22 protein-coding genes are annotated in these 22325 nt (G+C 57.9%); 8 read left to right on the forward strand and 14 right to left on the reverse strand.

What is annotated here, in order from left to right:
• Positions 1-72: 72 nt before the first annotated feature.
• The 11 genes from mhpT to hcaE all read right to left on the reverse strand — a co-directional run bounded on the left by mhpT (position 73) and on the right by hcaE (position 10480).
• Positions 73-1317: a 3-(3-hydroxy-phenyl)propionate transporter MhpT gene (gene mhpT, locus ACFPDR_RS04470; RefSeq protein WP_009459273.1), complete on the reverse strand. Its 1245-nt coding sequence runs from the start codon at positions 1315-1317 to the stop codon at positions 73-75.
• Positions 1318-1459: 142 nt separating this feature from the next.
• Positions 1460-2494, reverse strand: coding sequence for a 4-hydroxy-2-oxovalerate aldolase (gene dmpG / locus ACFPDR_RS04475; protein WP_115634055.1), 1035 nt, complete (start codon positions 2492-2494; stop codon positions 1460-1462).
• Positions 2495-2511: 17 nt separating this feature from the next.
• Positions 2512-3456, reverse strand: coding sequence for an acetaldehyde dehydrogenase (acetylating) (locus ACFPDR_RS04480; RefSeq protein WP_203145562.1), 945 nt, complete (start codon positions 3454-3456; stop codon positions 2512-2514).
• Positions 3457-3481: 25 nt separating this feature from the next.
• Positions 3482-4279, reverse strand: coding sequence for a 2-keto-4-pentenoate hydratase (gene mhpD / locus ACFPDR_RS04485; RefSeq protein WP_009459271.1), 798 nt, complete (start codon positions 4277-4279; stop codon positions 3482-3484).
• A gap of 1 nt (position 4280) precedes the next feature.
• The gene (locus ACFPDR_RS04490; protein ID WP_060186368.1) at positions 4281-5135 is read right to left on the reverse strand and encodes an alpha/beta fold hydrolase; all 855 of its coding nucleotides are present in this window, start codon (positions 5133-5135) and stop codon (positions 4281-4283) included.
• A gap of 32 nt (positions 5136-5167) precedes the next feature.
• Positions 5168-6115, reverse strand: a complete 948-nt coding sequence (locus ACFPDR_RS04495) for a 3-carboxyethylcatechol 2,3-dioxygenase (protein ID WP_376910669.1) — start codon at positions 6113-6115, stop codon at positions 5168-5170.
• Between the two features lie 14 nt (positions 6116-6129).
• On the reverse strand, positions 6130-7416 hold the full coding sequence (hcaD, locus tag ACFPDR_RS04500; protein WP_376910671.1) for a 3-phenylpropionate/cinnamic acid dioxygenase ferredoxin--NAD(+) reductase subunit: 1287 nt from the start codon (positions 7414-7416) through the stop codon (positions 6130-6132).
• Positions 7416-8231, reverse strand: coding sequence for a 3-phenylpropionate-dihydrodiol/cinnamic acid-dihydrodiol dehydrogenase (gene hcaB / locus ACFPDR_RS04505; protein WP_060186371.1), 816 nt, complete (start codon positions 8229-8231; stop codon positions 7416-7418). Before hcaB ends, hcaD begins: the two co-directional genes overlap by 1 nt.
• Positions 8228-8548: a 3-phenylpropionate/cinnamic acid dioxygenase ferredoxin subunit gene (hcaC, locus tag ACFPDR_RS04510; RefSeq protein ID WP_376910674.1), complete on the reverse strand. Its 321-nt coding sequence runs from the start codon at positions 8546-8548 to the stop codon at positions 8228-8230. Before hcaC ends, hcaB begins: the two co-directional genes overlap by 4 nt.
• 28 nt (positions 8549-8576) lie before the next feature.
• Positions 8577-9125 (reverse strand): 3-phenylpropionate/cinnamic acid dioxygenase subunit beta, encoded by a 549-nt coding sequence (gene hcaF, locus ACFPDR_RS04515; protein ID WP_035272051.1) that lies wholly within the window; start codon positions 9123-9125, stop codon positions 8577-8579.
• Positions 9122-10480, reverse strand: a complete 1359-nt coding sequence (gene hcaE / locus ACFPDR_RS04520) for a 3-phenylpropionate/cinnamic acid dioxygenase subunit alpha (RefSeq protein WP_009459253.1) — start codon at positions 10478-10480, stop codon at positions 9122-9124. The genes hcaF and hcaE overlap by 4 nt, the downstream gene beginning before the upstream one ends.
• 385 nt (positions 10481-10865) lie before the next feature.
• On the opposite strand from hcaE, the gene ACFPDR_RS04525 reads away from it, so the two are divergent.
• Positions 10866-11819, forward strand: coding sequence for a LysR substrate-binding domain-containing protein (locus ACFPDR_RS04525; protein WP_009459251.1), 954 nt, complete (start codon positions 10866-10868; stop codon positions 11817-11819).
• A 45-nt stretch (positions 11820-11864) separates the two neighbouring features.
• Here the strand turns inward: ACFPDR_RS04525 and ACFPDR_RS04530 are convergent, their stop codons facing one another.
• Together ACFPDR_RS04530 and dbpA are read right to left on the reverse strand one after the other, a co-directional pair.
• Positions 11865-12311, reverse strand: coding sequence for an OsmC family protein (locus tag ACFPDR_RS04530; protein ID WP_376910677.1), 447 nt, complete (start codon positions 12309-12311; stop codon positions 11865-11867).
• A 309-nt stretch (positions 12312-12620) separates the two neighbouring features.
• Complete coding sequence (dbpA, locus tag ACFPDR_RS04535) at positions 12621-14021, reverse strand: ATP-dependent RNA helicase DbpA (RefSeq protein WP_009459240.1); 1401 nt, start codon at positions 14019-14021, stop codon at positions 12621-12623.
• Between the two features lie 88 nt (positions 14022-14109).
• Here dbpA and ACFPDR_RS04540 point away from each other — a divergent pair, with 88 nt between their 5' ends.
• Positions 14110-14718 (forward strand): hypothetical protein, encoded by a 609-nt coding sequence (locus ACFPDR_RS04540; protein WP_376910680.1) that lies wholly within the window; start codon positions 14110-14112, stop codon positions 14716-14718.
• Positions 14719-14818: 100 nt separating this feature from the next.
• Here the strand turns inward: ACFPDR_RS04540 and ACFPDR_RS04545 are convergent, their stop codons facing one another.
• The gene (locus ACFPDR_RS04545; RefSeq protein WP_376910682.1) at positions 14819-15592 is read right to left on the reverse strand and encodes an IclR family transcriptional regulator; all 774 of its coding nucleotides are present in this window, start codon (positions 15590-15592) and stop codon (positions 14819-14821) included.
• Positions 15593-15917: 325 nt separating this feature from the next.
• Here ACFPDR_RS04545 and ACFPDR_RS04550 point away from each other — a divergent pair, with 325 nt between their 5' ends.
• From ACFPDR_RS04550 to ACFPDR_RS04575, 6 genes are all read left to right on the forward strand, one after another.
• Complete coding sequence (locus ACFPDR_RS04550; protein ID WP_376910684.1) at positions 15918-17393, forward strand: NAD-dependent succinate-semialdehyde dehydrogenase; 1476 nt, start codon at positions 15918-15920, stop codon at positions 17391-17393.
• Between the two features lie 100 nt (positions 17394-17493).
• Positions 17494-18792: an ABC transporter substrate-binding protein gene (locus ACFPDR_RS04555; protein ID WP_035272059.1), complete on the forward strand. Its 1299-nt coding sequence runs from the start codon at positions 17494-17496 to the stop codon at positions 18790-18792.
• A 254-nt stretch (positions 18793-19046) separates the two neighbouring features.
• Complete coding sequence (locus ACFPDR_RS04560; protein ID WP_035272061.1) at positions 19047-19943, forward strand: branched-chain amino acid ABC transporter permease; 897 nt, start codon at positions 19047-19049, stop codon at positions 19941-19943.
• Positions 19940-20926, forward strand: a complete 987-nt coding sequence (locus ACFPDR_RS04565) for a branched-chain amino acid ABC transporter permease (RefSeq protein WP_021446921.1) — start codon at positions 19940-19942, stop codon at positions 20924-20926. The genes ACFPDR_RS04560 and ACFPDR_RS04565 overlap by 4 nt, the downstream gene beginning before the upstream one ends.
• Positions 20923-21672 carry an ABC transporter ATP-binding protein gene (locus ACFPDR_RS04570; protein ID WP_009459230.1) on the forward strand — a complete coding sequence of 250 codons (750 nt, stop codon included), beginning with the start codon at positions 20923-20925 and terminating at the stop codon, positions 21670-21672. Before ACFPDR_RS04565 ends, ACFPDR_RS04570 begins: the two co-directional genes overlap by 4 nt.
• Entirely contained in the window at positions 21662-22324 is a 663-nt protein-coding gene (locus tag ACFPDR_RS04575; RefSeq protein WP_009459228.1) for an ABC transporter ATP-binding protein, read from the forward strand. The genes ACFPDR_RS04570 and ACFPDR_RS04575 overlap by 11 nt, the downstream gene beginning before the upstream one ends.
• The last annotated feature ends 1 nt before the right edge of the window (position 22325 follow it).

Here is a 22325-nt window from a genome sequence, read left to right on the forward strand (position 1 = left end):
ATGCAAGGGCTGACTCCAGGAGGGTTGGTATCCAGGTTGCAGCTGGATTCCAAGCTGCAATTGGCTCTGTTCTCAAGCTTTTCCAGCGGCTGGCAGGGCGGGGCTGCCGGATGCTCTTGCCTGCTCCTGACTGATCTGACGGACTACCAGCAGCATGCACAAGGCCGAAACAATAATGCAGGGAATTGCCGAGCTGATGACGCCAGCGGCTCCATACCCCTGGCTAAGCAACATGCCTGCAAGGGTTGGACCCAGCGTTGCGCCGATACGGCCAACGGCTGCAGCGGTGCCGACGCCAGTGGCACGTACGGAAGTAGGGTAGACAATACCGCCAAAGGCATACAAGACGCCCTGGCAACCAATCACAAACGCACCCGTCAGTGCGGCAGCCCAATACATCTGCGTCAGGCCGGATGCGGCGTTCAGGCTTAACAAACCAGCCAGAATACCGCCGTACATCAGTGCAATAACCAGGGTTTTGTGCCAGCGGTCGGTCAGATACCCTAACAAGACGGTGCCCACGGTTGCGCTGACCATGAACCAGAATTGGGCTGTGCTGCCTTGCTTGCGGCTAAAGCCCAGCTCCTGGAACAGGGAAGGAAGCCAGCTCAGCATCAGGTAGACCACCATCAGCGTGAAAAAATAGCTGACCCACAAGAGCAGGGTGCGGGTGGCCAGACCATTGCTGAACAGATCCTGGAAGCGCCCTTGAACGACAGCAGGGCTTTGTCGAGCCTGCAGGAACTCGCGTGATTCGGGCAGGAACCATACCATGACAGGAATAACCAGCAGGGGGAGCAGGCCGCCCAGATAGAAGATGTTTTTCCAGTTTTCACCAAAGTTGGAGGCGGCGACCAGTGACAGAATGGCGGCCCCAACAGGCATGCCGGCATACATCATGCCCACTGCACGGGCACGGTGTTCTGGTTTGACGGATTCGGCAGCCAGCGTAATCAGATTGGGCATGGCCGCGCCCAGACCGGCTCCAGCCAGAAAGCGCACCATCAACAGAATGGCCAGGCTATTGACCCAGGCAGTGAACAGGGTAAACAGGGCAAAGATGGCGACCGAGGCAATCAGCACGGCCTTGCGACCGTATTTATCGGCCCAGCGTCCGCCCATCAGGGAGCCGGGCAGTAGCCCCAGAATGCCCGCACTTAGAAAATAACCTTGGTAGGTTTTATCCAGACCAAACTCTGCTGCTACGCCTTTCACGGCAATACCAGCGGCCTGGATGTCCATGCCTTCGATAACGGCGATCAGAAAGCAGATCGCCACGGTGATGACCGCATGTCTGCGGCCTTGAGTATGTGTCATTGCTATGTCTCCTCGGTTGACCGGGACGTTTTTCTTGTTGCTTCTGCCCCCTGCCCGCCCCGAATTCAGGGTGCAGAAACCCGCTCACCGCGTGGCAAGGCAGCGCTGAGCGGGGGTAGAACTTTTTTTTAGAGTCTCGGAATCAGGCTGTGGCGCCTTGGCGCTGCAGCAAATCCAGGGCCACGTCCACAATCATGTCTTCCTGTCCGCCCACCATGCGGCGTTTGCCCAGTTCGACCAGAATGTCCACGACTTTCAGCCCGTACTTGTTGGCTGCGGCTTCGCTGTGGCGCAAGAAGCTGCTGTAGACACCGGCGTAACCCAGGGCCAGGGTTTCACGGTCTACACGGACCGGGCGATCCTGCAGGGGCCGCACAATGTCGTCGGCGGCATCCATCAGGGTGTACAGATCGGTGCCATGGTTCCAGCCCATGCGCTCGGCAGCCGCAATAAAGACTTCCAGCGGTGCATTGCCAGCACCGGCGCCCATGCCTGCTAGGCTGGCATCAATGCGGTCGCAGCCTTCTTCAACGGCCACAATGCTGTTGGCCACGCCCAGGGACAGGTTGTGGTGGGCGTGAATGCCGGTCTGGGTTTCAGGCTTGAGTACATCCTTGAAGGCCCGGAAGCGTTCGCGCACATCGTTCATGTTCAGGGCACCGCCCGAGTCGACCACATAGCAGCAGGTTGCCCCGTAGCTTTCCATCAGCTTGGCCTGTTCGGCCAGATGCTGCGGACTGGTCATGTGGCTCATCATCAAAAAGCCGGCGGCATCCATGCCCAGCGAGCGGGCGTATTCGATGTACTGCTTGCTGACGTCCGCTTCCGTACAATGCGTGGCAACGCGTACGATGCGTGCGCCGGCGTCGTAGGCGGCTTTCAGATCATGAATGGTGCCAATGCCCGGCAGTAGCAAGGTGGCAATCTTGGCGTGCTGCACGACCGAGGCCACCGCCTCGATCCACTCCAGATCAGAGTGCGCCCCAAAGCCGTAGTTGAAGCTGGAGCCGCACAGCCCGTCACCGTGGGCCACTTCAATCGAGTCCACCTTGGCCTGGTCCAGGGCACGGGCAATGTCGATGGCGTTCTGCACGCTGTACTGGTGACGCACGGCGTGGCTGCCGTCGCGCAAGGTCACATCGGAAATAAACAGTTTTTTTTGTGAATCGTGTGCCATGTTCGTGTCCTTGCTAATCATGCGGCCTGCGTCAGCAAGCGGGTTTGTGCCAGACGCTCGGCACAGGCCAGGGCGGTGCTGGTCATGATGTCCAGATTGCCTGCGTAAGCGGGCAGATAATGGGCCGCACCTTCCACCTCGATAAAGACCGACGTTTTCAGACCGGAGCGCAAGCCCAGACCGGGCACATTGATGGGCTGGTCTTCCCGGATCAGGTCAAATTGCACTTTTTGCTTGAGGCGATAGCCGGGCACATAGGCCTGAACCTGGGCTGCCATAGCTTCAACCGATTGCTCGATTTCAGCCTCTTTGCCCGGATCAGTCAGGGTGTAGATGGTGTCGCGCATCAGGAGCGGGGGCTCGGCCGGGTTCAGCACAATAATGGCTTTGCCTACCTGTGCGCCGCCTACCACTTGCATGGCTTTGCTGGTGGTTTCCGTGAACTCGTCAATATTGGCGCGCGTGCCGGGACCGGCCGACTTGGACGAGATGGAGGCAATGATTTCCGCATAGTGCACGGGGGTGACTTGCGAGATGGCCGCGATGATGGGCACGGTGGCCTGTCCGCCGCAGGTCACCATATTGATATTGGGCGCGTCCAGATTGTCTTCCAGGTTCACCACGGGCACGGTGTACGGGCCAATGGCGGCAGGCGTCAGGTCAATCACCTTGATGCCGTGTTCTTGCAGCAGCGCATTGTGGCGGGCATGGGCCCCGGCACTGGTGGCATCGAACACAATACGAATGTCCTGGAAGTTGGGCAGCTTCAGCAGCCCTTCAATACCTTCATGGGTGGTGGGCACGCCCAGCCGTGCCGCACGGGCCAGGCCGTCCGAGCTGGGGTCGATACCGACCATGGCACCCATGCTCAGGTATTTGCTTTGGCGCAGTACCTTGATCATCAGGTCGGTGCCGATATTGCCCGAGCCAATAATGGCGACGGCAATTTTGGGGTTTGTCATGTGTGTTACTCCGAACAAAGAGGACTTAGCCTGCGCTGAAGGTGACCGATACCGAGCCTATGCCCTCGATCACGGCTTCAAAGTGATCGCCGCTGGCCACCGGCGCCATGGGGCCCAGAGCGCCGGTCAGAATGACATCCCCGGCCTTGAGCGGATCACCCAGTTTGGCCAGGGTGCGGGCCAGCCAGGCGGCTGCATTAAAGGGGTGGCCCAGGCACTCGGCACCACTGCCGCTGGAGGCCGCTTCGCCGTTACGCAGCAGAGTCATGCGGGCGGCGCGCAGGTCCAGACCATCCAGGCGACGGGCGGGTCCGCCCAGCACATACAGGCCGCTGGAGGCGTTGTCGGCCACGGTATCGACAAAGCGGATGTCCCAGTTTTCGATGCGGCTGCCCACAATTTCCAAAGAAGGCATGACCCAGCCTACGGCGGTGGCGACATCCGCAAAGCTGGTGTCGGCGTGGGGCAGGTCGCGCTCCAGAATCAGGGCGATTTCGGCCTCGATCTTGGGCTGCAATACACGTTCGAAGGGGACGGTGTCGCCATCGCCATAGGCCATGTCGGCAAACAGGGCGCCGAAGTCGGGCTGGTCCACGCCCAACTGCTTTTGCACCTTGGGGTTGGTCAGGCCGATCTTGCGGCCCGTCAGGCGGCGTCCCTGCGCTAAGCCACGAGCAATATTGATACGCTGGATGTCATAGGCGGCCTGGGCATTGTCTTCACCGATCAGAGCGCGGATCGGTTCAATGGCCTGACCGCTGTGTTCGGCCTGGCGCAGGCGGGCAGCCAGCGTGTCCAGCAGTTCAATGGATGATTCGCTCATCTCAACGCTCCAGGAAGTCCAGCACCAGCTGGTTGAACTTCTCGGCGTGTTCCCATTGCGCCCAGTGGCCGCATTGGTTGTAGACGTGCAGCTCGGAGTTCGGGATACCCGCCAGCAAGCGCAGGCCGGTGTCAAAAGGAACGACACGGTCCTGACGGCCCCAGATGATCAGGGTGGGGGCGGTGATGCCGGGCAGGCGCGGGCTGAAGTCGGGGAACTGGCGCGGGTTGGCTTCCAGGGATTTCAGGAAGTTTTCCAGGTGATCCTTGCGGCTGAGCATATTGTTCAGACGGGCTTGCAGCAGTTCTTCGGTCAGAACGCTGGCATCGAACACAAAGACATTGTTAAAGCGCTTCAGGTTTTCCAGCGTAGGTTCGCGGTACAGGCCGTTCAGCAGCTTGATGCCTTCGCTGGGCATGGGGGTGAACAGGCTCATGCCACCTGTGCCGCCGCCCATCAGAACCAGTTTGGCCACACGTTCGGGCCAGGTCAGGGCAAAGGCCACCGAGCTATGTCCGCCCATGGAGTTGCCCAGCATGTGAATCTTGGCTATGCCCAACTGGTCGATGATGCTTTTGACGACACGGGCATTCAAATCCGAGCGCGAACCGCTGTTGACGATGGAGTCGCTCTTGCCCCAGCCGGGGCAGTCAATCAGCAAGACGCGATAGCCGGCCTGGGTCAGGGGTTCGATATTGCGGTTGAAGTTGGCCCAACCGGTTGCACCGGGGCCCGAGCCGTGCAGCATGACGACGGTCTGTTCGCCCTGGCCCAGATCGTTGTAGTGAATGCGCAGTTCCTTGCCTTCCTCGACCACGGTCGCGAAACGGCTGTAATCAGCTTCATTAAGACTCATGACAATCTCCTGATGTTTTGTTGTGGTGGATTTCAGTTCTTGCTGGGATGGGCGGACAAGCCGCCAAAACCAGCAATCCACTCGGGAATTTCACGGTAGTAGCGATGGCCTGCTTCGTAAGGGCCATAGGCCGACAGTCCGGCAAAGGCGGCTACCCAGGTTTTGACTTCGTGGGCGCTGCGGCCTGCCAGGGCGGAGACCTCGTCGTTGGCGACCTCATCGAGCTGGGCATAGCGCTGCGTTTGCAGCAGATCCAGAAAGTTCTGGTCCCACTCGGGGTTAAGCGGATGCAACACCGAGGGGTCCTGGGTGAAAGCCTTGCCAGCATCAATCGTGCGCTGGGTGCGAGCGGCACGGGCTTCGGGCGACAGGGTGTAGCCTTCGCCATCCAGAGAGCGGCGCACGGGTTCGGGCGCTTCGGCGTAAACGGGCACGGGGGGCTGATGGGACAGCCCGCCGGAACCCAGCCACAGCACGCGTTTTCCGGTAGAACGGGCCCATTGACCGATGGCTTCACCCAGCAGGCGTGCACGCTTGAACGTGGGCAGGGGGGCCGCTACCGAGTTGATGAACACCGGAATAACCGGGTACTGATCCAGACTGCCTACCAGATGCTCCAGCGGATAGGCAGCACCGTGATCGACCTGCATATCGTGCGAAATCGCCACATCCACACCGCTATTGATGACATGGGTGGCGCAGTCGGTAGCCAGCTCGAAGGGCACGTTCAAGCGCCCGGCCAGACTGCTAAAATCCCCAATCGCATGGGCACCTGTGCCGATACAAAAGCTGGGCATGACGTTATAGAAAAAACCATTGAAGTGATCGGGCGTGAACAGCACGATCAAATCCGGTTTGAAGGCGGCAATGCGCTCGCGGGCGGCTTTTTGTACCGCAAAGACTTCGTCCAGCACGGCCTGTGCCGGGTCGTGATGACCCAGCAAGGGGGTGTGCGATAAGCACTCCAGATGTGCCTGCATCCCGGTCTCCTGTTTTATGAGTGTGAAGGGGCCGCGACGCATGGAGCCGCGGCTTGTGCGGCAAGCGCAAGGCTCGCCCCCTGTTTGGCCAGATTGCGCAGGGCCTGGGTGGTATCGGCCCAGACCTCCAATGGCAAGATGGCTCTTTGTTCAATCAATTCCTTCAAGGGACGCATGTCGCGACCTTGGTTGATGGTGATGGCGCCACAGATGGCACCTTCCGGGTCCAGGCCGATCAGCACAAAGGGCGTTTGCTCCAGTGAGCCACGCAGGACCCAATGAGCCGCCTGCATCTCCCCGGCGAATTGAATATTCAGGTCGCATTGATCAGTCCAGAACCAGGAGGGAGTGGCTTTGGCGGGTTCCTGGTTCAGCATGTGGCACACAGCCATCACGGCCTGGCGGTTGGCGTTCTCCCAGGTTTCCTGCCGCTGCCAGCGGCCATCCAGTCCGATCTGAACGGTGGTGTCGCCGGCGGCATAAATGCCTGGGCAGGAACTGCGGCCATGCTCATCAATGACCACGGCGCCTTGCTCGGTATTTAGCCCGGCACTGTCAGCCAGGCAGGTGTCTATGGTGACGCCTACGCCGTAAATCAGCAGATCACCTTGCAGTGTCTTGCCGTTGCTGAGTGTCAAAGCAATTTTTTGTTCAGCTTCAAGGCTTGCATGCTCGACATGGGTGCCCAGATGAACGTGGACGCCGCGCGCTTGATGGACGCCGAGCAAGTAATCGCTCAAGACTTCGGGAGCATTGCGCGACATGATGCGGGTGGCCGGGTCGATCAGCTCGACAGTTGCGCCCATGGCGACCAGGCTGGAGGCCAGCTCCAGACCAATCACGCCAGCCCCTACCAGCAGTGCATGGCTGCCCGGTTTGATCTGGGCGCGAATGCGATGGGCATCGTCCAGGGTGCGCAGCACATGCGATACAGAACCCAAAGCATCCAGTTCGGGCAGGCGTCGGGCCTGCGCACCGGTGGCCAGCAGCAGCGAGTCGTAGTTCAGGCTGTCACCATTGGACAGACTGACCTGACGAGCTTGAGCATCAATGGCCACAGCACGTACGCCCAGTCTCAGATCGATATTCTGTTCCTGGTAGAAACTTGCGGGGTGCAGTGTCAGTTGGGCCTGTTCGGGGTTGAGCAAGGCGTCCTTGGACAGCGGCGGACGCTCATAGGGCAGATGAGGCTCATCACCGACCAGCGTGATCGAGCCTTGAAAGCCACGGCTGCGCAGTTCGGCGGCTGCTGTGGTGCCGGCCTGCCCAGCTCCAATAATGAGGATATGGGGGGCTTGCATCACAGCTCCAGACCGCCAGCCACATTGCGGATGCCCCGGATACCCAGGCCCGCATCAGCATTGATCATGACGCCGGTCAGCGTCTGGTTGTTCTGGCGTGATGCCAGCAGCACAAAGGGGCCGGTAAATTCTTCCGGTTCGGGGAAGAACTGCAGGGGCAGGATGGCCTTGATTGCATCGGGCGAGCGTGAGTCCATGATGCGGGTGTCTTGCTGACCCAAAGCCTGCGGTCCGCGCAGATCGGTTTTCATGCCGCAAGGGCCCACGCCATTGACGCGTACCTTGGGGGCCAGCTCGAATGCCAGTTCACGGATCAGACCGACCGCCGCGTGCTTGCTGGCGGTGTACAAAGGGCCACCGCCTTCGGCGTAGAAGGCGGAGTTGCTCAAGGTAAAGATCATGCTGCCGCAGGATTTCACCAGCTCGGCGGCAGCCGCTTTGGCCCCAAGCAGATAGCCTTTGACGTTGATGGCAAACAGCTCATCAAAGCCTTTGTCCAATTGCTCCATGCTGGTGTTGATCAGGCGTGCGCCGTGATCCCAGACAGCCGCATTGCCGATAAAGCAGTCCAGCTTGCCAAAGCGGGCCACTGTGGCAGCGACCGCTTTTTGATTGTCGGCCGCGCTGCACACGTCCCCCTGGACGGCCAGCACCTTGCCTTCAAAGTGCTGCTCCAGCTGGGCGCATTTTTCTGCCGAGCGTTCCAGCACGGCCACCTTGGCCCCTTCTTTCAAAAAGCGCTCCACCAGAGCCAGGCCCAGGCCGGAGCCGCCTCCGGTGATCAGTGCGACTTCGTTTTCAAGCCAGCCTTTCATGCCTGGGTCTCCAGATCGATATAGACCATGCCTTCGCTGATGATGACCGGATAGGTACGCAGCGCTTCCGTGGCGGGCTGGCACAGTGCCGCGCCCGTTTTCAGACAGAAGCGGGCAGCGTGCAAGGGGCACTCCACGGTGCCGTCGTCCTCGACATAGCCTTCGGACATGGACGCGTTGCCGTGGGTACAGCGGTCGTCCGTGGCGTAGAAGGTGCCAGCGATATTGAACAAGGCGATCTGGCGCTCGGGGGTGTCTATCTTCAGTGCTTCGCCATCGGCCAGCGCACCGGTTTCACATGCAGTAATGCGGGTCATATCAATCAACATCGGAAAATAAGCGGGTTCAGAACAGAACGCTTAAGTTGTGGGAGGTAATGACGACCTGATCCAGAACGATTTCGCGTTCGTACAGCTCCCAACCAAAGCGGTTGTCGCTGCGGCGCACGCAATCAATGCGTTTGCCGGCATACCAGGTCTCATCCCGTTCTTTCTGAGCGCGGTACAGGATGTAGTTGCTGCGGATCTCGTAGCCCTGGCCATCGCTCGTTGGGCGGATACGCAGATTGCTCACAAAGTGACGGGTGCGGGAGGGTGGCTCTTCCGCCCAGGCCATGCCGGTTTCCAGACGTGCAACGCGGCGCTCCAGCTGGAACTTGTTGTCGTTGAAGATCCAGGTGCTCGGTGGCTGCACACTGCGCCGACGATCGCGGGTTTGCGCATTGGTCGTGCTGCGCATGTGGTAGTGCACATCCTCGGACAGCAGGTCCAGCCAGTCACGGAACTGCCAGTCATCCAGCAGTTCGGCTTCCTGGTACAAAAAGTCGGCAATCTCGTGATGCAGCTGCATGTCGACGATGGCAGCTTGGCTTGGCTCTTGAATGACGGCGCTCATTTCACCAGCTCCTCTTCGTAGGCACGGCTGCGTTCCAGTACTTCATCCCAGGTTTCGGACACCATCAGGTCGGCCCAGTACTTGTACAGGCCACGGGCGGCGGTCTCGGAGAAGATGTAGTTGGTCACACCGGGTACGCCATCGCTGCGCAGCCCTTCGTTGCCCAAACCCATTTCCATGCACAGTTGCGTGCCGCGAGCGCGTTTACCACGCAGGATTTTCTGGATTTCAGCCCAGTTCTCGGAGTCGTCCTGTTCCAGGAAACCGGCGGGACCGAAGGCGCGGGTAGCGCTGCGCTCGAAGGCGGCTTTTACATCGTCGGGAGCGGCTGCATCGGCAATGCAAAAGGCCCAGACTTCTACCTGATTGGGGCCACGGGGATGCCAGACGCGTAGGGTGGCGGTGCCGTTCAACCAGCTCAGGGTAGGGAACATATTGTTGTGACCGGCCAGGCGCAGGGCGCGGACTTCACCCAGGCGTTCGTGGGCTTCGGCATAGGTGTCGCGGAAGTACTGGGAGACTTCACCGTCCACCCACACGTTGGCGTCAGGCTGCTCGGTAAAGAAGAAGCCACTGCCATGGCCGCGCTGGCCGTACTGGACGGCGTCCTTGGCGGTTTCCCAAACCGGGCGTGCGGTTTGTCCGGCGCCCAGAGCCTTGTCCTCGTCACCGGGTTTCTGGCCCAGCACTTGCACGGCAGAGGCGTGCGAGAACAGGGCGTGATACTGGTCGGAGGCAAACTGTTCGGCGGGGAATTTCCAGTTGCATTCGATGGTCCATTTCTGAACACCACCGATGATTTCAGTGCCGCCTTCGCGTCGGTCCAGCACACCGTCCAGGTACCAGGCAATGTCGCCCATGTATTCTTCCAGATCAGGCGCTGTGGCGTCCCAATTGCCAAAGACCAGGCCTTTGTATACTTTGACGCGGGTTACTTCCTGCAGGCCCCACTTTTCCTTGCACAAGCCTTGCGGATAAGCGCGCGGCTCCAGCGGTACATCCACCAGATCGCCGTTGGTGCCGTAGCTCCAGCCGTGGTAGGGACAGGTAAAGGCTTTGGTATTGCCCGAGTCGGCATAAGACACGCGCATGGAGCGGTGTCGGCATTGGTTCAGAAAGGCCTTGATCGAGCCGTCTTTCTGACGAACCACGATGATCGGGTCCTCGCCCATATAGGTATTGAAGAAGTCTCCCGCTTTGGGAATCTGGCTGGTGTGGCACAAGAACAGCCAGGTGCGGCCAAAGATGCGCTCCAGCTCCAGCTCATAAATATCCGGGTCGGTGTAAATGGAGGGGGTGACGCGTCCATTACGTGCATCGACCAAGGCTTCGATTTTTTCAGGGTTGATTCCCATCGTTTGCTCCTCGCTATTGCAATGCGTGCTTTTGCAAAACAGGTTTTTGTCGCTAGCGGCAAAATGTAGAAGCTTGAAATGAATCCGACCAATACTTGCTTTAGATCGGGTGATCGGCAAACCCGATAAGTCCCTCTAAAACCCCTTGCTTGCATGTGGGTTTCGGTTTCAGGCCAGTATTGATGCGGCTTTGGCGACACCTAGGGTTTACGCTAGCTATGATTGCTGCGCTGCAGCATTGAAGATTGGGTCTGCTTTTCAGGGCGTGGGAGCGGCGACAATAGTGCCTAAAAGAAAGGCTTGTTTTGGTCCTCACAGCAGGCTGCGTCCAACGCTGTGCGGGTACGTTCCGGGCAGGGAACGATCAATTTGACAGGAGACAAACTTGGAGTTGCGACACTTGCGTTACTTCGTTGCAGTCGCGGAAGAGTTGAATTTCACCCGTGCTGCCGAGCGGCTGTATACCTCTCAACCCTCCTTGAGCGAGCAGATCCGAAATCTGGAAGAAGAGATCGGTTATCCCTTGCTGAACCGCACGCGCCGTAAAGTCGAATTGACCGAAGCAGGTGTGATTTTTCTGGATGACGCGCGCGAGATCCTGCACAAGGTGGAGGAGGCCGTACAGCGGGCCGGCAAGGCGGCCTCGCAGGCGCGGGAAGTGCTGACGATAGGCTTTGTGCCCGCGGCCGAGGTGCGTATCTTTCCAGCAGTGCTGCCCGCTTTTCGTGCAGCCTTTCCTCAGGTCGATGTAGTGTTGCGCAGCCTGACTTCCAATGAGCAGGAGGGAGCCCTGGCGCGTGGCGAGCTGGACCTGGGATTCATGCGCGGCCCGGTGCGCGCCACCAATGTGTTCAGCGAAGTGGTGCTGGATGAGCCCTTGCGAGTGTATCTACCCCAGGGGCATAGCCTGGAGGCTTATAGTCTGATCCCGCCGGCACGCCTGAATCGCTTGCCCATGATTGCGGTGGATCGCTCCTATGGCCGCTCCATGCACGATGTGCTGGCCCGCTATCTGGCTCATCATAAAGTGGTGCCCGAGCACACCTATAACTCGGCCAACCCCCTGATGAGTATTAATCTGGTCGCTGCTGGCCTGGGCTATACCTTGCTGCCTACCTACGCGGAATACTTCATGCCCAAGAATGTGGTGTCGCGCCCCTTGATCGGTGGCGGCCCGCGCTGTGAATTATTGATGGCCTATCCACGAGATACAGGCTGCATGAGCGAGGCCGCGGTCAGCCTGATTGAACGTATACGGGAGCTGGCTCGCTGGCACGGTTCGGGCCCCTCGGCTGCCAGTCATTTGAAACTGGCTCCCAGCAAAATCGCCTGTATGTAGTTGCACATACAGGCGAGGGCGTTTTTCAAAAATACGGGCTCTATCTTACTGTTTGATAATGTGGATCTCGTTTGACAGTTCAGGCGTATTTATTATTGTGTCCAGAACTGGGCAGGTTCTTTCAATGAAGTTGACGAATTCCTCTATTTCTTCATCACTGTTATTGGCCTGGATATAGTATTTGCACGTAATTTTATGAAATCCCATTTTGGCCTCTTTATTGATCCCGTAGAAGCCATCTGTGTCTATTTCACCGTCCATCTCGATTTTGATGTCGATTAAGTCAATTTTTTGACTCTTTGCAAAGCTTTTTGCAGCAATGCATTTACAGGAGCCAATTGCTGAAAGCAGGGCCTCCAGGGGAGTCATCCCGCCGCTGCCATTATCTCTCTTGCCGGGTTCATCCAGAACAATGGAAAAATCCCTGGAAGTGCATTCAATCTTTAGTTGGTCTATTAACGTTGCGGTTGCAGAAAAAACGTGGATGCTCATGGCTGTTCCTTTTGCTTATAGCTTGTTAATTGGCTAATGATTCCAGGCTTCTGTCTCTTTTTTAAAATTGGATATGGGTGTGCTTTAGTGTGCTCCGGTGGGAGCGTGCGGCGCTTTTGGGCTTGAAAGGTAGTTTATATATTTTTTTGGCTGCGGCATTTATTTTGAAAATTAGCTGCCTAAGCTAATAACTGCCTGGTATGGCACGAGCTGCTGCTTGCAGACTCGGCAACGGCACTGGCTATTGCTTCCAATAGGTTATGGTGCTGGCGTTGCCGGTCCTTGGTTCAGGGACTGTCGCTGTCCTATTTATTTATCTTCTACAAAGCGCATGCGAAAGCGTCGGCCTTTGATGTTGGCGTTGGCAATGCGGTCAAAGTATTGACGTGCAATCTTGCGGTCCAGCGCCACGTAGGAACGGGCATCGGTAATCGCAATCTTGCCAACCTGCTCGCCTTTCAGGCCCACATCGCGGGTCAGGGCACCAAGCAGGTCGCCGGGGCGCAGCTTGTCTTTTTTGCCACCCTGAATTTCCAGCGTCATCATGGGGGCGCGCAGCGGCTCTTTGGACTGAGGGCGCAAGCCTTTCAGATTGCTCCATTTCACTTCGCTGCCCTGGAACTCCTCGATCAACTTCACCCAGCGCTGCTCGCTGCGCGAGACCAGATTCAGGGCCAGGCCTTTCTGATCACCCCGGCCGACCCGACCCACGCGATGGATATGCACTTCGCTGTCTTTGGTGACGTCTACGTTGATGACGGCCCCCAGATTCTGAATGTCCAAACCGCGTGACGCCACATCGGTCGCGACCAGCACGGCACAGCTCTGGTTGGAGAACTGCACCAGAATCTCGTCGCGATCACGTTGTTCCAGGTCGCCGGTCAGAGCCAGGGCCTGGATGCCTTCGGATTGCAGTTCTTCCACCACTTCCTGGCAACGCATCTTGGTGTTGCAGAAAATCAGGGTAGAGGCGGGGCGGAAGTGCTCCAGCAGGGTCACCACGGCAGATAGACGTTGCTCAGGGTGAACTTCATAAAAGATCTGTTCGATCTGGCTGGCATCGTGCAGCGCTTCCACTTTGACTTCTGCAGGGTTTTTCAGAAAGCGGGCGCTGAGCTTGCGGATATTTTCCGGATAAGTGGCGGAGAACAGCAGGGTTTGACGGCGGGGTGGGCAGTGCGAGGCAATGGCCACGATGTCATCGTGAAAGCCCATATCTACCATGCGGTCGGCTTCGTCCAGGACCAATGTTTTCAGGGCGGACAAGTCCAGATTGCCGCGCTCCAGATGGTCCTGAATACGGCCCGGCGTTCCCACCACCACGTGCGCACCATTGCGCAAGGCTTCGGTTTGCGGACGTGAAGGCACACCACCGCACAAAGTCAGCATGCGCACGTTAGGAATCTGGCGGGCCAGACGACGCAGTTCCGTGGTGACCTGATCGGCCAGCTCGCGCGTGGGGCAGATCACCAGGGCTTGCGGAGTCAGCTTGCTGGGGTTGAGGGTTTGCAACAGACCCAGGCCAAACGCGGCGGTTTTGCCGCTGCCGGTCTTGGCTTGGGCGATCAGGTCGCGGCCTTGCAGAATCAAGGGCAGGCTTTGTTCCTGAATGGCCGTCATTTTTTCAAAACCCAGGCTATCCAGGGTTTCAAGCAAGGCGGGCAGAAGGGGAAGGGTACTGAAAGAGGTATGGGGCACGATGGGTGACATCAAAAAGAACTGCAAAATAAAGGATTTAGCGACAGTTTACCGTTTGCGGGCCGATCGCTGGGAAATAGAAAGCGGGGAAGATGATTGGATGTTGATAAGCAAGCAAGCAAGCAAGCAAGCAAGCAAGCAAGCAAGCAAGCAAGCAAGCAAGCAAGCAAGCAAGCAAGCAAGCAAGCAAGCAAGCAAGCAAGCAAGCAAGCAAGCAAGCAAGCAAGCAAGCAAGCAAGCAAGCAAGCAAGCAAGCAAGCAAGCAAGCAAGCAAGCAAGCAAGCAAGCAAGCAAGCAAGCAAGCAAGCAAGCAAGCAAGCAAGCAAGCAAGCAAGCAAGCAAGCAAGCAAGCAAGCAAGCAAGCAAGCAAGCAAGCAAGCAAGCAAGCAAGCAAGCAAGCAAGCAAGCAAGCAAGCAAGCAAGCAAGCAAGCAAGCAAGCAAGCAAGCAAGCAAGCAAGCAAGCAAGCAAGCAAGCAAGCAAGCAAGCAAGCAAGCAAGCAAGCAAGCAAGCAAGCAAGCAAGCAAGCAAGCAAGCAAGCAAGCAAGCAAGCAAGCAAGCAAGCAAGCAAGCAAGCAAGCAAGCAAGCAAGCAGGGCTGGCAGTGCAGGGGGCTCCTGCGATTCACTGGCTTTCTTGCAATGTCTGGAGGGGGTGACAGTCCAGGCCAGGGTTCATAGGCCTGCGCTTTATAAACAAACTTCAGGGTAGATGCCGCTACCGCCTTCTGGATCAAGAAATAATTCAAACAAAAAGGGGCTGCTGATGCCGCCCCTTGTTTTTATAACGTGCTGTGCAGGCTGGAAAAAGCTTATGCCTTGCGCGACGCCCCCAGGCGTTCTGACAGGCGATTAGCCAGCTTGCGCATGGCTTCACCGGCACGGCGCTGAGCTGCTTCATCGGCTTCCTGGGTCAGCAAGCTGACGGCCACTCCGGCCACGGCAGCGCGGTTATTGGAATCAAACACGGCAGCTCCAAAGCAGTGCATGCCGTCGCGTACGCCACAGGCGTCCACGGAGTATCCCAGGCGCTGCACATCGTTCAATTCCACCATCAAGTCTTCCTTGCTGCGCGGGCCATGCACGGTAAGCGGTTCGGGCCAGGGGTGATTCAAGGCCTGCTCCAGATCCGATCCCGGCAAGGTGCTGAGCATGGCCTTGCCGGTAGCGGTATAGACCGCAGGCAAGCGCATCCCGGCACGGAAGGTGAAACCCAGCGGGCGAGTTCCGTTGCGGCAGGCAATGTAGACCACGTCTTCGCCATCCAGAATGGACAGGGTGATGGTCTCTTCAGGCAGGACGCGCATATCGTCCCAAGCGGCAAAAAACTCCTGCGTCAGATCCAGCTGAGACAGGAAGGCATTGGCCCAGCCCATCACGTGTGTACCCAGGGTGAAACTGCCATTTTCCAGCTTACGGATCAGGTGCAGATCCAGCAAGGTGGTGCACAGACCATACAAGGAACTTTTGGGCATACCCAGGCGTTTGACCAGGTCCGTAAATGACAGGGGCTCCGGCGAGGCCGCCAATTCGTCCAGTACGGTGACTGCACGTACTACAGCCGGAACCAGTTTCTTCTCTTCCACTACGACTAACTCCATAACGACACACAGGAAGTCCAATAAGCCCGGATGGACAGGGCTGAACTCTGGGAACAGGGGCAGGGTTCTGTCAGCACAGCCAGAAGCATCTCATAGGGCAATCAGCCCATAGACCAGGCGTACAGGCCCTGAATTAGGCCAGATTTGCTGTCGGGATGCCAACTCTACATTGTGCCTTCAAATGCCCCAAAACAAAAAATACGGTGACTGATGTTCTACGGGTAAACCCGTAAGCCGATTCGTTGACGTCGCGATTTTTCGGCTCCTATAATTCTACCAAGTTCACTATAAGAGAAACAGGTTCAGCATAATGAACAATATCGCGGCATCATTGATTAGCAAACTGAAGGATCCCAGCCTGGCAAAAGATCAGTCCTGGACCGCTCAGGGTTGGGTCTCGGCAGGCGATGGCAATACCTTCGCCGTTCTTAATCCTGCTACGGGTGAGTGCCTGGCCAATGTCGCCAGCCTGGCCACAGCGGAAATCGAAGCGGTCATCAGCGATGCTGAAGTGGCCCAGCGCGAGTGGAAGGCACGTAGCGGGCACGAGCGTGCCAAGCTGTTGCGCGCCTGGTTCGATGCGCTGGTTGCCAACGCGGACGACCTGGCCACCATCATGACCATGGAACAGGGCAAGCCCTGGGCCGAGGCTCGTGGTGAAGTGCTGTACGCCGCTTCCTTTGTGGAATGGTTCAGCGAAGAAGCCAAGCGTGTATATGGCGACGTGGTCGGCCACCCCCAAGCGGACAAACGCATTGTGGTGGTCAAGCAGCCCGTCGGTGTGTGCGCTGCCATCACTCCCTGGAACTTCCCTGCGGCCATGATTACCCGCAAGGTAGCGCCAGCTCTGGCTGCGGGTTGCAGCATTATTGTTCGTCCTGCCGACCTGACTCCCCTGACTGCCCTGGCGCTGGCCGTACTGGCCGAGCGCGTGGGTATCCCTGCTGGTGTGTTCCAGTTGGTCACCGGTCAATCCCGTGTGGTGGGCGCCGCTCTGACGGAAAGCCCCATTGTGCGCAAGCTGTCCTTTACCGGCTCCACCGAAGTGGGTCGTTTGTTGATGGCGCAGTGTGCTCCAACCATCAAGCGTCTGTCGCTGGAACTGGGTGGTAATGCCCCGTTCATCGTGTTTGACGATGCGGATCTGGACGCCGCCATCGAAGGCGCCATGGCCTCCAAGTACCGCAACAGCGGTCAGACTTGTGTGTGTGCCAACCGCTTCCTGGTGCAAGACGGTATTTACGATCGCTTTGCCAAAGCCCTGAGCGAACGGGTTGCTGCCCTGAAAGTGGGCAACGGTATGGAAGAGGGCGTGGAGCAAGGTCCGCTGATCGAGCAAAAAGCCGTCAATCGTTTGCGCGAATTGATTGATGACGCCGTTGAAAATGGCGCCAGCGTTCTGCAAGGTGGCCAGCCTCATCCTCTGGGCGGTACCTACTTCTCGCCCACCGTGCTGGGTAATGCAACACCGGCCATGCGCGTGGCCCGTGAAGAATTGTTTGGCCCTGTGGCGCCGTTGTTCCGCTTCAAAGACGAAGCTGAAGCGATCGCGATGGCCAATGACACCGAATATGGTCTTGCTGCCTACCTGTTCACCCGCGACAACGCACGTGCCTGGCGCATGGGCGAAGCGCTGGAGTACGGCATGGTTGGCGTCAATACCGGTTTGATTTCCAACGAAGTGGCTCCCTTTGGTGGCGTCAAGCAATCCGGTCTGGGTCGCGAAGGCTCCCGTTACGGAATCGACGAGTACCTGGAAATCAAATACATGTGCCAGCAGCTGTAAGTTGATACATGCCCGCGCCCAGCGCAGCGAAGGGGGCCGCTCTTATATATAGAGCGCCCCATCAGCAGAACCCCACAATAAGCTAAATAAAGGAGACGCTATGTCTATCCTGTCTGCAACCCCACGAAAATTGACTTTGGCCCTGACACTGGCCACCGCTGGCCTGATGGCCAGCACGACTGCCAACGCTGATGATGTCAAACCCATCAAGATTGGTGTGGTGACTTTCTTGTCCGGTGCTGCCTCCGGCCCGTTTGGCGTTCCAGCCAAAAATGCCGCTGAACTGACAGCTGCCCAATTGAATGAAGGTAAAGTACCTGCCCCTTACAACACCAAGGGTCTGGGTGGCGCACCGATTGAACTGGTTTTCATTGACGAGAACGGCGGCACCGCCAAACAGGTCAGCGAATACCGCAACCTGGTTCAGCAACAGAACGTGGACATCGTGGTTGGCTACATTTCCTCGGGCGATTGCCTGGCCGTGGCCCCCGTTGCTGAAGAGCTGAAAAAACTGACGTTGATTTTCGACTGCGGTACACCCCGCCTGTTTGAAGACGCCAGCTACCAGTACGTTTTCCGTCCTGTGGCCCACGCCACCATGGACAACGTGGCTGCTGCCCGCTTTGTGCTGGAGCGCAACCCCGAGTTGAAGAGCTACGCCGGTATCAACCAGAACTACGCCTGGGGTCAGGATGCCTGGCACGACTTTGAAGGCACACTGCAAGCCCTCAAGCCCGGTGTAGAAGCCAAGACCTCGCAAATGCCCAAGCTGGGCGCTGGTCAGTACAACGCCGAAATCTCGTCCTTGATGGCTGCCCGTCCTGAAGTGATTCACTCCAGCTTCTGGGGTGGTGATCTGGAAGGCTTCGTGGTGCAGGCTCTGCCACGCGGTCTGTTCCGCAACACCCTGACCGTGCTGACCGCCGGTGAAACGGCAACACACCGTGCCAACAACCAGATCCCGACTGGCACCATCATCGGTGCTCGTGGCCCACACGCTGCTTTCGCTCCTGACAATGAATTGAACCGTTGGTTGCGTGCCAGCTACCGCGAACAGTTCAATGCAGATCCTAGCTACCCGTCCTACAAGATGACGCAAACTCTGCTGGGTCTGAAAGCGGCTTACGAAAAAGCCCAGGCTGCCAACGAAGGCAAAACCCCTTCCACCGAACAAGTGGTTACTGCATTCGAGCACCTGACCTTCGAGAGCCCATCGGGCGACGTGACCATGTCCTTGGGTAAAGGCCACCAGGCTGTTCAAGGTACGACCTTGGGCGTGGTGAAAAACGATAAAGGCGTGATCAGCTACACCGACTTGCGTCACTTCAAACCTGAAGAAGTCACTCCACCCGAAGGCGTGAAGTCCATCGACTGGATCAAGGGTGGTCTGAAGTACTGATCCGAGCAGACGTCCTGAAAAGGACGCTGCCCTGACAATCCGGGCATGCAAGACCGTTTTTTGCATGTCCGGTTTTTACCGCCGGGCCGCTCCCAAGGTTAAGGCTCCCTGTAAGGGGGGACACCGAAGGCGTCGCCAGTGGTACGTGCATTACCGCCGAGTTGCTTGCCAGGTAAAGGCTTCTCCCATAAGGAGAAGTACACCGAGCTTGCGGCGTGGTGGCATTTTTTATTCCCTTTCCACAGAAACCGACTATGTCTCTTCTTTCTGCTGCCCTAATAGATGGCATCATGTACGCCGCCTGGCTGTTTCTGGTCGCGGTCGGACTCACGCTGATCTATGGTGTGATGAAGATCCTGAACATGGCCCACGGCAGCCTCTATACCATTGGCGCCTATACCGCTGTCACCATGGTGACGCAGTGGCTCTCTACCGATCAAAGCCCATACGGCAGCTATTTGATGCTGATCCTGGCCGCGGTTATTGCCGGTCTGGTGCTGGGGCTGGTCATTGAATATGGCCTGCTGCGCTTCTTCTACCAGGAAGAACCTGTTGTCTCTTTGCTGATTACCTACGCGGTCTTCCTGATCCTGGAAGATACCGTCAAGCTGGTCTGGGGCGTGGATCCTTATGTGATCGCCGAACCTTATGGTTTGCTGGGTAACGTCGAATTCGGCGACCTGTTCTACCCCACCTACAGCTTTGTGATTGTTGTGGCTGCCATTCTGGCTGGCCTGTTCCTGACCTTGTTCCTGAAGTATTCGCGTCAAGGCCGCATCTTGCTGGCCGTGATTCATGACCGCGAAGTCAGCCAGGCCATGGGCATTAACGTGCAACGTTACTTCCTGCTGACGTTTATTGCTGGTGCCACGCTGGCCGCCCTGGGGGGTGCGCTGACGGCTCCTACCATCTCTGTCGCTCCCGGCATGGGCGTGGAAGTCATCGTGATGGCTTTCGCCGTGGTCGTGATCGGTGGTCTGGGCTCCTTGCCTGGTGCTGCTCTGGGCGCTGTGATTGTGGGCCTGGTGCGCTCTTTTGCCGTGCATTACTGGCCTGAAATTGAACTCTTCTCCATCTACGCGGTAATGGCACTGGTGTTGGCCGTCCGTCCTAAAGGATTGTTTGCTGCCGCCGAGGCCCGAAAGATATGAACAAGACCAACATTACGCTTAAGCAGGGCATGATTGCCCTGGTCATTACGGTGGCCGCCCTGATTGTGGGCTTTGGCCTGCCATCCTGGCAGTTTCTGATCACGGTGGCGCTGGCCAAGGGCCTGGTTGCCCTGGGCGTGGTGCTCTTGCTGCGCTCCGGCCTGGCCTCTTTTGGTCAAGGCTTGTACTACTGCATCGGCGCCTATGGTGTAGGTATGGCCATGAACTACCTGGACTGGCGTGAAGCCGTAATCCTGCTGCCATTTGCCGCTGCTTGCGCTGCGCTGCTGGCCTGGGTTCTGGGGTTTCTGCTGGCTCGCTACCGCGATATTTTCTTCGCCATGCTGAGCCTGGCCCTGTCCATGATCATGTACGGCTTGCTGGTGCGTAACCCCAGCCTGGGTGGCAGTGACGGCTTTAACGTGCACGCGCCTTCCTTCATGTGGGGTGCCTTTGCTGAAACCCTCTCGCGTCCAGGCGTGTTCGTCCTGACCGTGGTGCTGGTGGGTTTTGTGCTGTGGGCCATGCAAGGTTTCCTGCGCAGCCGTGCCGGTCGTCTGGGCCCAGCCATCAAGGACAATGAAATTCGCGTTGAATACCTGGGTGCTTCGGCTTACCGCAATATTCACCTGAGCTACGTGCTGGCGGCGGCTCTGGCTGGTCTGGGCGGTGCCTTGTCCTCGCTGAGCATTGGTCACGTGGACCCTGAACTGGCGTTCTGGACCACTTCGGGCGAGTTCATCTTTATTGCTGTGCTGGGCGGTACTCGTAACGCTTACGCGCCTTTCCTGGGTGCGCTGAGCCTGGAGCTGATCCGCACACTGGCTTACCAATATGCTCCTAACACCTGGCAGATTGTCATGGGTGTCAGCATGTTGGCCCTGATTGTGTTCTTGCCCGGTGGCCTGATCAGTATTCTGAACCGTCGCAATGCAGCGGCTACCTCCAACGATTCTTCTTCACCGACAGGGGCCCGCTCATGAGTCAGTCACCCTTGATTTCTGCTAAAGGTTTGTGCAAGCAGTTTGGCGCTGTCCACGCTGCGCGCGATATGACCGTTGATATCCATGCGCAAACCATTACGGGCCTGATCGGTACCAATGGCGCAGGTAAAACCACCTTCGTGAACATGTTGACCGGCTACATGAAGCCGGACTCCGGCAATATCTTTTTTGCCGGTCGCGAGATCACGGGTTTGCCACCCCGGGAAGTGACCCGCATGGGGATCGCCCGTTCTTTCCAGATTCCTCAGCTGTTCACCTCCTTGAACGCCTTGGAAAACGTGGAAATTGCCCTGGGCGTGGCCAAGCAACCCTTGTCCGAAGCCAGTGCGATTCTGGAGCGTTTCGGCCTGAGCGCCTTCGCCCAGTCCCAGGCCGGCACCTTGCCTGAAGGGATTCGCAAGTTGCTGGACATTGCTTTGGCCATGGTGGCCCAGCCTAAAGTGCTGTTGCTGGACGAGCCCACCAGTGGTGTGGCCAGTGACGAGAAATTTGAAGTGATGGACCGTGTCATGAAAGTGGTTCGTGATGCTGGCGTGACGGTTCTGTTTGTGGAGCACGATATGGAAATCGTGCGTCGCTACAGCGATCGCGTGCTGGCTTTCTACGACGGCACCATTTTGGCCAACGGCACTCCGGACGAAGTGCTGGCCCATGAGCAGGTCCGTGAATACATCATCGGCGAGCCGGTGGGACGCAATAAACAGGAGGCCGATAATGCTGCTTGATGTCAAAAATCTGGATGTACGTATTGGCCCCACCAGCATCCTGCGCCAGGTAAACCTGCAAGTGCGCCAAGGCCAGATCGTGGGTCTGGCCGGTCGTAACGGTGCGGGTAAAACCACGCTGATGCGCACCGTGATGGGCTTGCTGGCTGTGGACAGTGGCTCGGTCATGTTTGATGGTCAGGAACTGGCCAAGATGCCCGCTTACCGTCGCACCAGTTTGGGCATGGGCTTTGCCCCCGAGGATCGCAAACTGATCCCCGAGCTGAGCGTGGAAGAGAACATTCGCCTGCCCGCCTGGGCCCTGAAATCCCAGGACATTGAAGAGCGTCTGGATCGCGTCTGGCGCATCATTCCTGAATTGAAAGTATTTGGCCCACGCCGCGCCCTGCAATTGTCGGGCGGTCAACAAAAGCTGGTCGCCATTGGCCGAGCCTTGATGACGGCTGACAAGCTGCTTTTGCTGGACGAGCCTTTTGAAGGCGTTGCTCCTGCGCTGTCCAAGCGTATTGCAGAAGTGGTGGGCGAGTTGAGCAAAGAGGGCTTCAGTGCCTTGTTGTCCGGTGCTGACTTGCAGCACGCAGGCAATGTGATTGATTACACCTACCGGATGGACCGCGGCCGTATCGAAGTACCGCAGCCCGCCATACCATAAG

Origin of the sequence: Alcaligenes sp. GCM10023179 (assembly GCF_042653705.1) — a bacterium.
In the GTDB taxonomy this organism is placed as follows: Bacteria; Pseudomonadota; Gammaproteobacteria; order Burkholderiales; family Burkholderiaceae_B; genus Alcaligenes; species Alcaligenes phenolicus.

Excerpts from the sequence above, each read along its gene's own strand:
- mhpT (WP_009459273.1), bottom strand. The coding sequence starts at position 1,317 with ATGACACATACTCAAGGCCGCAGACATGCGGTCATCACCGTGGCGATC.
- dmpG (WP_115634055.1), bottom strand. The coding sequence starts at position 2,494 with ATGGCACACGATTCACAAAAAAAACTGTTTATTTCCGATGTGACCTTG.
- ACFPDR_RS04480 (WP_203145562.1), bottom strand. The coding sequence starts at position 3,456 with ATGACAAACCCCAAAATTGCCGTCGCCATTATTGGCTCGGGCAATATC.
- mhpD (WP_009459271.1), bottom strand. The coding sequence starts at position 4,279 with ATGAGCGAATCATCCATTGAACTGCTGGACACGCTGGCTGCCCGCCTG.
- ACFPDR_RS04490 (WP_060186368.1), bottom strand. The coding sequence starts at position 5,135 with ATGAGTCTTAATGAAGCTGATTACAGCCGTTTCGCGACCGTGGTCGAG.
- ACFPDR_RS04495 (WP_376910669.1), bottom strand. The coding sequence starts at position 6,115 with ATGCAGGCACATCTGGAGTGCTTATCGCACACCCCCTTGCTGGGTCAT.
- hcaD (WP_376910671.1), bottom strand. The coding sequence starts at position 7,416 with ATGCAAGCCCCCCATATCCTCATTATTGGAGCTGGGCAGGCCGGCACC.
- hcaB (WP_060186371.1), bottom strand. The coding sequence starts at position 8,231 with ATGAAAGGCTGGCTTGAAAACGAAGTCGCACTGATCACCGGAGGCGGC.
- hcaC (WP_376910674.1), bottom strand. The coding sequence starts at position 8,548 with ATGACCCGCATTACTGCATGTGAAACCGGTGCGCTGGCCGATGGCGAA.
- hcaF (WP_035272051.1), bottom strand. The coding sequence starts at position 9,125 with ATGAGCGCCGTCATTCAAGAGCCAAGCCAAGCTGCCATCGTCGACATG.
- hcaE (WP_009459253.1), bottom strand. The coding sequence starts at position 10,480 with ATGGGAATCAACCCTGAAAAAATCGAAGCCTTGGTCGATGCACGTAAT.
- ACFPDR_RS04530 (WP_376910677.1), bottom strand. The coding sequence starts at position 12,311 with ATGAGCATCCACGTTTTTTCTGCAACCGCAACGTTAATAGACCAACTA.
- dbpA (WP_009459240.1), bottom strand. The coding sequence starts at position 14,021 with ATGTCACCCATCGTGCCCCATACCTCTTTCAGTACCCTTCCCCTTCTG.
- ACFPDR_RS04540 (WP_376910680.1), top strand. The coding sequence starts at position 14,110 with ATGTTGATAAGCAAGCAAGCAAGCAAGCAAGCAAGCAAGCAAGCAAGC.
- ACFPDR_RS04550 (WP_376910684.1), top strand. The coding sequence starts at position 15,918 with ATGAACAATATCGCGGCATCATTGATTAGCAAACTGAAGGATCCCAGC.
- ACFPDR_RS04555 (WP_035272059.1), top strand. The coding sequence starts at position 17,494 with ATGTCTATCCTGTCTGCAACCCCACGAAAATTGACTTTGGCCCTGACA.
- ACFPDR_RS04560 (WP_035272061.1), top strand. The coding sequence starts at position 19,047 with ATGTCTCTTCTTTCTGCTGCCCTAATAGATGGCATCATGTACGCCGCC.
- ACFPDR_RS04565 (WP_021446921.1), top strand. The coding sequence starts at position 19,940 with ATGAACAAGACCAACATTACGCTTAAGCAGGGCATGATTGCCCTGGTC.
- ACFPDR_RS04570 (WP_009459230.1), top strand. The coding sequence starts at position 20,923 with ATGAGTCAGTCACCCTTGATTTCTGCTAAAGGTTTGTGCAAGCAGTTT.
- ACFPDR_RS04575 (WP_009459228.1), top strand. The coding sequence starts at position 21,662 with ATGCTGCTTGATGTCAAAAATCTGGATGTACGTATTGGCCCCACCAGC.